General features: G+C 28.6%; 9 protein-coding genes. All 9 read right to left on the bottom strand.

Going from position 1 to position 8715, the window contains the following annotated elements:
- Positions 1-176 precede the first annotated feature (176 nt).
- Positions 177-1016 carry an N-acetylglucosaminidase gene (locus N4A57_RS15000; protein ID WP_293658838.1) on the bottom strand — a complete coding sequence of 280 codons (840 nt, stop codon included), beginning with the start codon at positions 1014-1016 and terminating at the stop codon, positions 177-179.
- A gap of 221 nt (positions 1017-1237) precedes the next feature.
- Complete coding sequence (locus tag N4A57_RS14995) at positions 1238-2122, bottom strand: hypothetical protein (RefSeq protein ID WP_293658837.1); 885 nt, start codon at positions 2120-2122, stop codon at positions 1238-1240.
- A gap of 65 nt (positions 2123-2187) precedes the next feature.
- Positions 2188-3630, bottom strand: coding sequence for a peptidoglycan recognition protein family protein (locus tag N4A57_RS14990; RefSeq protein WP_293658839.1), 1443 nt, complete (start codon positions 3628-3630; stop codon positions 2188-2190).
- Between the two features lie 23 nt (positions 3631-3653).
- The gene (locus N4A57_RS14985; RefSeq protein WP_293658836.1) at positions 3654-4535 is read right to left on the bottom strand and encodes a contractile injection system protein, VgrG/Pvc8 family; all 882 of its coding nucleotides are present in this window, start codon (positions 4533-4535) and stop codon (positions 3654-3656) included.
- Between the two features lie 18 nt (positions 4536-4553).
- On the bottom strand, positions 4554-5180 hold the full coding sequence (locus N4A57_RS14980; RefSeq protein ID WP_293658835.1) for a hypothetical protein: 627 nt from the start codon (positions 5178-5180) through the stop codon (positions 4554-4556).
- Between the two features lie 74 nt (positions 5181-5254).
- Positions 5255-5656: a hypothetical protein gene (locus N4A57_RS14975; RefSeq protein WP_293658834.1), complete on the bottom strand. Its 402-nt coding sequence runs from the start codon at positions 5654-5656 to the stop codon at positions 5255-5257.
- Positions 5657-5817: 161 nt separating this feature from the next.
- Complete coding sequence (locus tag N4A57_RS14970; protein WP_293658833.1) at positions 5818-6573, bottom strand: hypothetical protein; 756 nt, start codon at positions 6571-6573, stop codon at positions 5818-5820.
- 48 nt (positions 6574-6621) lie between these two features.
- Positions 6622-7140, bottom strand: a complete 519-nt coding sequence (locus tag N4A57_RS14965) for a hypothetical protein (protein WP_293658832.1) — start codon at positions 7138-7140, stop codon at positions 6622-6624.
- 131 nt (positions 7141-7271) lie between these two features.
- Positions 7272-8312, bottom strand: a complete 1041-nt coding sequence (locus tag N4A57_RS14960) for a vWA domain-containing protein (RefSeq protein ID WP_293658830.1) — start codon at positions 8310-8312, stop codon at positions 7272-7274.
- Positions 8313-8715: the final 403 nt, after the last annotated feature.

The raw sequence follows: 8715 nt of genomic DNA, 5'->3' as shown, positions 1-8715 counted from the left end.
TAATACCACCTTTCGTTAGAGTTTTTGGGAAAACACTACTTCGATAAGGGATATGGTATTACCTTTAGTTATTTTTTGCCTAAAATACCAAAGAATAATTATCCAAAAGAATAGACTATTTTTGTACAAAACTTACGTAATTAAAATGACTATGGAGAAAATTCTTCCTAGAATTATTATTTGTTTTTATAAATTGGAATATCAAACTTTAAGTTTGCTTTTGGAAATTTATCATACATATTCTTAATATTTTTTATTTGATTTGCTGCCCATCTTACATCAGTAGCATATTGATGTTTACCTGGAGAGCTAGGATTCCATCTCATTTTATATAAATTATTTTGTTTATAGGAAGAATTATTAATATATTTTTCAGAAATCCATTTTGCTCCTCCTTCAATTGATTTTTCTGGAGTAGTCCAACCCATTTCATATGCATATTTTGACCCTGCACCTATTGGATCACTATCGAAAGCATGTATTCCAAACATATTATATACTTTAACTCCGTTTACTTCCACTCCAGTTGCAAGTTTACTTGAGCCGTTACCAGTCTCTAAAGCCGTATGAGCTGCTAAATATACTTCACTTACACCATATTTTTTAGCTGCTTCAATAAAAACACTTCCTTTTTCACATAATATCCCTTTATTACTCAAATAGTTATTCATTTCTTCTTCACTTACACCTGCATACGCTGATAAATCTAAGAACTGATAATTATTATCTCCATCATTATAATTATTAGGGTCTAAATATTTTCTAACCTGTTCTCTTGTAGCATTTACCCACTTTCCATCAGCCCAGTACTTGGGACTCATTTTCATTTGAATATTTAATGCTTCTTCTAATTTAATATTATAATTTTTATGTACAGTTTCAGTTTTACCCACCCCCTCTTTATTATTTACTATCTTAGAATCTATTTGATTACCTGCATTGGATTCATTTACCGTCATTGTGCCAATACTTTGCTTTTGTCCATCGTTAGTTATTCTTATCTGTCCCCCGTACAACTTGTTGTCTTTGCCTGTTTATGGTCCATTATACAAAAAACCAGTTAGGTTCTTTTTATAATCCTCTGATATTGTACTTCTTACATTTTCTTGAATAATTGCTATTCTACATACTATTTTCTTTTTTATTTCCTATCTCTAATTTGTTATTTAATAGTGAGTATAAAATCTATAGCTTTCATGTTATTGCTCACTATTCTATGATACTTAATCATAAATTATTATTTTAGTAAATCATTTTTTAACTCTCCATTTGGTATACTTAAATCCGTTCTTTTTTCTATAAATAATTTAATGTTATATTCACTTAATTGGCTACTAATCTCAGCTCTTCTTTTTTCTGCATCCTCTTGTTTTTCATAATATCCTTCTTCAACAAATAAATTATCATCTTTAGATTGAAGGATTCTTACATTTGTACTATTAATATTCATTAAACTCTCTTCTATAAAACTTAAATTTTCTATCTCTTCACTTGATTTACTTCTTAAAGAATATATATTGGAAAAAATCATGTTCTCATTATTTTCTTTTATATCAATAACTATTCTTGCAGGGTTACGTAACTCAAACACCTCATACTTTATTGGTTTCTTAAAGTCAATACCAAAACTGGAAGTTCCTGATTCCATATAGGGAATATTATATATACTTCTTATGACCTTACTATCATTTAAATTTATATTTTCAACATCATCTATTAGCATTTGACCTGCATCTACTTTACAATACATTCTAATTGGATACCTTTCGTAGTTAATCATGAATGGACATGGAACTTTATATGGAGCTCCTATCTTATAACCTTCACTATCGAAATTCAGTTCATTAATATTGATTACTATTCTTTCGAATTTTCCATAGTCTTGCCATACAATATTACTGATAATTGCCCCATCATTAAAATATTCTCCACCCTTTATAAAATCTATCTCATAATAATTTTTTCTTTCTTTCTCTCCGTCTTTCTCTTCCTCTACACTCTCAACATTTTTTTCTATGCTTATATTTTCTTCACTTGCATTAACACTGTTTACCTTCAAATTAAATGCTATAATCAATAAAACCATTAATAAGCCTACACTTATAGTACTTGCTTTTTTCAACCTTGTTACCTCCTTATGAACTTCATGTTAAATTTTCAACTATATTACACTTTTTATATAAAATACTATTTATACTTTAATAATTCATTCATAAACCATTGCCTAGTAATGCTCGTTCCAGGACATGATTTACTTACTGATGGATGATCTCTATGGAATCTTATGTCATCATTTTCATATGTACCATCTGTATTAAATTTCAGATTCTTATAGTTTACAAAAAATGCAGTAAATTTAAACATCGCCTTCGCTTGTTCACCTTCAAATTTGTCTTTCCCTTCATCAAAATTTCCCACCATTTCGATTGCAAGGGAACCAGTATTCCATCCTTTTATTGAAGCTGGAGTTTTATTTAAATCCCTGCCAATTATCCAACGTCCATCAGGTAGTAATGTAAGATGTTGACCAATATCTGACCATCCTCTACCACCTTCATTTTTAGATTTTGTATGATAAACATACATGTTTTGTTGCAACTGTTCTCCATTTGATCCATTATATGAGCTGTGATTAGGTCTCCATGTATGATGGACATGAAGCTGTTTTATCTTTCTTTTCCATTTAAATTCCTTAACATATTTGATTAATTCATCTGTAGTACATACATTCCATCTTGATAGAAGATTTTTAGGAGCTAATATTTCATTATCCCTATTCCCTTCACCACTTTCTTCATTGTTTCCATTAATTTCTGTCTTCATATGACTTAATGTTGTATCTCCTACTACGCCTCCGTATTTCCCATAATTATCTAATCCTTTTTCTCTTTTATACATATTCACTGCATATAATGTATTTCCACCAAATACACCATCTACAACTAATGGCTTTCCATTCTCACCTTTATATCCTAATTTATTCAACATTTGTTGAAGTTCTTTGACTTTTTCATTGGAGCTACCAACAAGATCATATTGCAACCAAGTTTTCCCTGAAAATTTTCCATTTCCCAATTTACTATTTATCATTACTGAAGTTCCTTCTAATAATATTTCATTTCCTTCTGTAAATACAACTTTACCTTCATTACACATTAAGTCTATCTTTTCACTTGCTGTTATAGTTAAGCTTTTTTCTGCCCTTATATTTATATTATCTACAGCATTTATGTATATATTTCTCTGACCTGTAATATTTATAGTTCCATCTTTATTTAATATAATTGCTCCTTGTCCATTGTCACATGATATAATAATGTTTTGGGGTGTGAATTCAATCTTCTTATCATATATGGTGCTTAAGTATCTATGGTCTGGGTCTTCTAATTCTTCTTCTTTTGTCTCCTCTGTCATTTCTTCTTTTGAAGCACTAACTACATATGCTTCTATTTCTTCTTTTCTTACAAAGTTCACTATAACTTTATCACCAATTTCAGGCCTATAGTGAAAACCACTTCCATCTGAAGAAGCCGACATAGTCTCGTATGGAAACCAATATGCATCTTGTTCATTTTGCTTTTCATCTATTTGAGTAATGTGTACTTTTACCTTATCCCTTTCTACACTAATAACTTTTCCAATGAGAGATAGACCTATGATTTTATTATTATATTATTATATATGTTTCTTTGTTCAAGGCCTTTTTTAGTTTTTAAAATATATTTATTATGTAATATTCCATCTTTTAATTCATGTTCTACAGAGCTTACATAAAGAGTTCCTCTAAAATCATCAATTCCTTTTATCTCCATATATGCTCCCAATTTTAATACCTGAAATATTTCTATCTCATATGATATACACTCTTCTTTTTTTACATCTTCTTTATGATTTGCTTTTACATCTTCATATTTATGAAGATTTTCATGTTTTATATAATTGTTAACTTTATATTCTGAATCTGCTAAAAAATCTGGAGTGCCTATAAAATATCTTATGTTTTGCACTGTAATCTCTGGAAATAGTCCTGCACTATATCTAGATGCAAAACGTTTTAAGAACTCCCAGTCAGTCTCTTCATACTGTAGTACTAATTCACCAATAGGCTCATTAGGGATTTTTATTTTATATTTAGATGAATCATATCCTTCTATAACTTCTTCTATTAATTGGTGAGAAGTCATTTTAATATTTTGAAAGGAACGAGATTTCTTTGATATATCCATAAAATAGGTATAGCTTTTAGCCTCTACATCTAAATTGTATAGTCCTCCTATAATTTCTTTTTTTATTCTAGTTATAATTCCATAAAATAGACACTCTTCATCTTCTTCATCGTTATAATAATATATCTTTATAGGAGTTTCTCCCTCAATTAAATGTATATCTTGTATTTCCTCAGTTGCTATACCTTTAAATTCTAACTTGCCATGTTCATTGATACCATTTGTAATTTTTATATTTTTTATAGATTGTAATTCTGCCTCTTGTATTAATACCCCTATACGATCATAGAATATTGCATTTTCATTCACACAATCCCCCCCTTATTTCTATATATTTATTTCTAATAGATTAATAATGGCCTTTATGATATTTTTCCATATGTAAGCGTCTTCATGAAAATAGCTAATATTGCCCACTAATAATTGATCCTTTATTTTGTTTCTAAAGAAAAATATTAAATTACAAACACTGCCTTCTGCTATATATGTTTTATATATATCATAGTTTAAAACTATCTCTTCCTTACTTATTTCATTTTCTTCAACCCACTCAACATATACATCCATATCTCCAAGACTCTTTCCTATACCCGCTTTGAGAGTCTCAAAATTTTCTAACAATATGTTTTCTCTTATCCAGTTACACCTAATCATTACATTATCTACTCTATTTTTTAATATGATTTCATTAGAATTGTTCAATACTTCTTCAAAATGACTTTCTATAATTGGCAAACTAATTTTTCCACCTAGGTAGGATTTTCTTTTAAATTCAAACTTCTTTTTTTCTATCTCTAAATAACCATCTTCAATAGACTCTATAACCTCATCTAAAGACATTTCTTTTTTTTCATCATCCTTTGATTCCGTATCTTTTTTTTGCCTTTTTTCCTCTTCTTCTAATATTCTCTTTGATTGTTTCAAAGCGGCTATTTTTTCATCTATAAATCCCATACTTTTCCCCCTTACAATTTGAACAACATTATTTTAATTATTCAAGCTGTTTATCTATACTAATATTTAAAAATTTATCCTAAGTTTCTATATGCAAAATAATGTTTTGTCTTTTTACTTGCTAAAATTCCTATTAACACAACAAGGATCATCATAAGATGTAAAGGATTCTTATGAGCATTACCTAATTGTAGTATTAAAAATATGATTACTCCCTTATAAGATTTCTTTCTTAAAGAGACTATTGTAGCTATTGGAAGTAATGCCATAAAAAACATTTGTCCTAAATAACCTGCTATATTTTCTGGTGATAATGTTCCAATTTGATTTTGTAAGCCATTTTTGATTCCATATAAAAAGCCAGCATCGGCCTTTGTAGTTGTGGCTAATAATATTAATAATGATAATAAAACTACAATTGTAATTTTTCCATACATGATAAATTGCAATAATTTTATATTAAATGTTTTTTTCATAGTTCCTCCTAATATTCTATGGTCTAATTAGTTTTCACCTATAAGACCTTATTTTTAAACTCTTCTTTTCCATTTAAATATATAGATAAACAACTTGAATAACTAAAAATATATTTATTATGAAGGAAATCTATCCCATCATACATTTCCTTCATAATCTCTTAATCTACAAGGATCTTTTTAGATAAATAATTTCTGTCTCTTTTTCTTCCCTTCCTTCCTATAATATCTTTAAGGATTCTCAATAGCATTTTATATAATCTTTCATTAGAATAATCCTTATACTCTATTTCTAATCTAGCTGATATGTAGTTTATAATTAACTCTTTACTCATTGGTTCTTCCCTTTGTAAGGACTGCATACAAAAGCTTATATCCAGTGGATTTGATAATTTATACCCAAATGCTTCTTTAGCAAAATTAGTCAATACATAGGGTGATAGGGTACTCTTTCCATAAGCTGCAAAGGGAGTGTGAATTATATTTAATGTATTGTATCCTGTGGTCATATCTTCAAAGTTCACATAATTATTCCTTAGTTTTGCTCCTTCTTTTAGCTTAAATCTACAAAGTTCCAATTCATCCTCATATATATTGGTATCATTATCTATAAAAACTTCAGTTCCATGGCTCACAAAATCTTTGCTAGAACTCTCTCCCATGAACTTAACCTTCAATATGGCCGTTTCATTAGTATGTTCATATGGTAGCTTATACTCTTCTTTTAATAGATATATTTCCTCATGAAAATAAATAATTCCAGGTTCTATAATTATGTAGTCATCATTTACTAGTAATCTGCATCCCTTTACAATTCCATTGCCATATCCATTAAGATTTATTTTTATTATATCTTTAGGAAAATCTCTTAAATGCTCTAGCATATCTATTTTTAAAATTCTTCCCCTACTAAACACTGGAGATTTGCTGAAAAACAATGGATCACCCCATTTCTATTATGTTCCCTATTTTAATCCGTCAAAAAAGTTTCTTTCCCACGTATCATTTTCAAAATTAAAGAACCCTTCCTTTCCTATAAAGAGAGCTTCATCTTCTCTTAAAATTGGAACTACACAAAATCCCCATTCCTCTTTTTGAGGCCATACGAAAAATTTCACTTCTTTATTAACTATGTTATCTGTCTCATCCTGTATAATAAGACCCTTATATTTTTCTTCTATCTCTTCAAAGGTAGTTTTAGTGAAGTCCTTAGGTTTATTTTCATATTCATACTCATGCCTTATAGTTCCATTAGTATCCTTTAAATAGAGTTTTAAAGTAATTCTCTCCATAAATCTGGAAATACTACCACTTGTATTTTCCTTATTTAAACTATGAATCAATACTTTTTCATCTCCATTATGGGTATAGGCACTGATTAAATAAGGTAATGTAGGAATACGCGTATGTAGATTCACATTCATATAACCAAATTTCTTTCCCTGTAAATACTTTAAAGCACCCTTTAGGCAGGTTAATTTCAAATCATAATTATCATCTTTGGACTTTCTATTTCTTCTTGATTGTATAATTCTACCTGGAACAAACTCCTTTAGTGCTTCTCTAAATAAATCTACTTTACAAGATTGACCTGTAAGTTTGATAATAGAGTATTCTAAAAGCTTGTCATCTTCATATTAAAGTACGCATCTATTTTGAATGATTTATTTTTATAGATTTTATCTGGAACATGCAAAATTAAATTAGCATTATAATTTGATAATTTATAAACTTTTACTTTGGCATTCTTCCTAGTAATAAAATTTAATAATAATTCACCTTCTTTATTTCCTACAATCTTTACACTGAAGTAATATTTAGATTTTGAAAAATGAAAATCCTTTTTTTCACCTATTATATTTGCTTCCCTAATTGGTTCTGACGAAATCACTAAAATATTTGATTCATCCCTATATGACTCCTTCACTGAAATTGATATATCTTGTTTTTTCCCTGTACCTTTAATTTCTATAAAGGGTTTAACAGTAGAAGTAGAGTAGTTTTCTGATATTTCTTTAAATATATTAATTAAATCCCCTGAGCTAGGATTATCATACATTTTTCCCTTTGTCTTTCTAGAAATCCCCTCTAATATATAGTGATTTTTATCAAGGGAAATTGTATATATAGGCATATTAATTCCATTAGCTTTTTTAACAATTTCCTCCATATCCAATTCAGAATGTGTCTCAGTACGATTGCTATTTCTAGACAATGATGTTTCCCCATCAGATATTAAAATCATTATGGGCTGACTATTCTCCTTTAAATCCTCCCTAACTAATTCAAAGCCCTTTTTCATTCCAAGTCCCATATCTGAATATCCAGTTTTTCTTATACTCTTAATTCTATTTTTTATATTAACTCTTTCCTCATGTTTTTTTATTGTAGTAGGCTTTAAAAATGTTGTAATAGAGTCATTATACGCCACATAACCTATTTTTGTATCTTTAGATGGTAAATTATCTACAAACATATATATAATTTCTTCTGCAATTTTATTTTTATTATTTACATTCATAGAATAACTAGAATCTAATACAAATATTAAATTAATATCCTTTTGAATATGGGTAATTTCCTGTGCCCTTACTGGCTTTGAAATAATTAAAACTATGGTAATAACTAAAAATATATACTTATATATCCTCTTCATAGTACCTCCTTTATTTTATAACTAGTTTGATAGGAAAAAGATGTGATGTGATAGGAATTTTTTCCTCATTATTGAATAATTTTACACTAATTACCATTACATGTCATGTACTTCTCCATATATTTTTCTAATAATTTACAAAACCAGACAATTAGTCCTATTTTATAAACTCTGCTATGGTCTATCTCTCAACTACACATATAGATTTATTGGTTTTAAAATTGCTTTATACAGTAACTTGCCTATAAGGGAAAATATATTGAAAATCTTTGGAACCCTGGAACGTCACAACATCCTATTCTACTCCAACATGACACGTGAACCTATATACGAAGATTCACACTTTCGCTTGTGACAAGGACTTGGGTGGAAAAGATTTTCAATATATTTTCCTGAAATAGGC

Source organism: Anaeromicrobium sp., assembly GCF_025210435.1.
Classification (GTDB): domain Bacteria; phylum Bacillota; class Clostridia; order Peptostreptococcales; family Thermotaleaceae; genus Anaeromicrobium.
This window is presented reverse-complemented; position numbering and strand designations above follow the sequence as displayed.

What these genes read in the sequence shown, in the direction of transcription:
- N4A57_RS14980 (WP_293658835.1), bottom strand. Translation starts at nt 5,180, where the DNA reads ATGGGATTTATAGATGAAAAAATAGCCGCTTTGAAACAATCAAAGAGA.
- N4A57_RS14975 (WP_293658834.1), bottom strand. Translation starts at nt 5,656, where the DNA reads ATGAAAAAAACATTTAATATAAAATTATTGCAATTTATCATGTATGGA.
- N4A57_RS14960 (WP_293658830.1), bottom strand. Translation starts at nt 8,312, where the DNA reads ATGAAGAGGATATATAAGTATATATTTTTAGTTATTACCATAGTTTTA.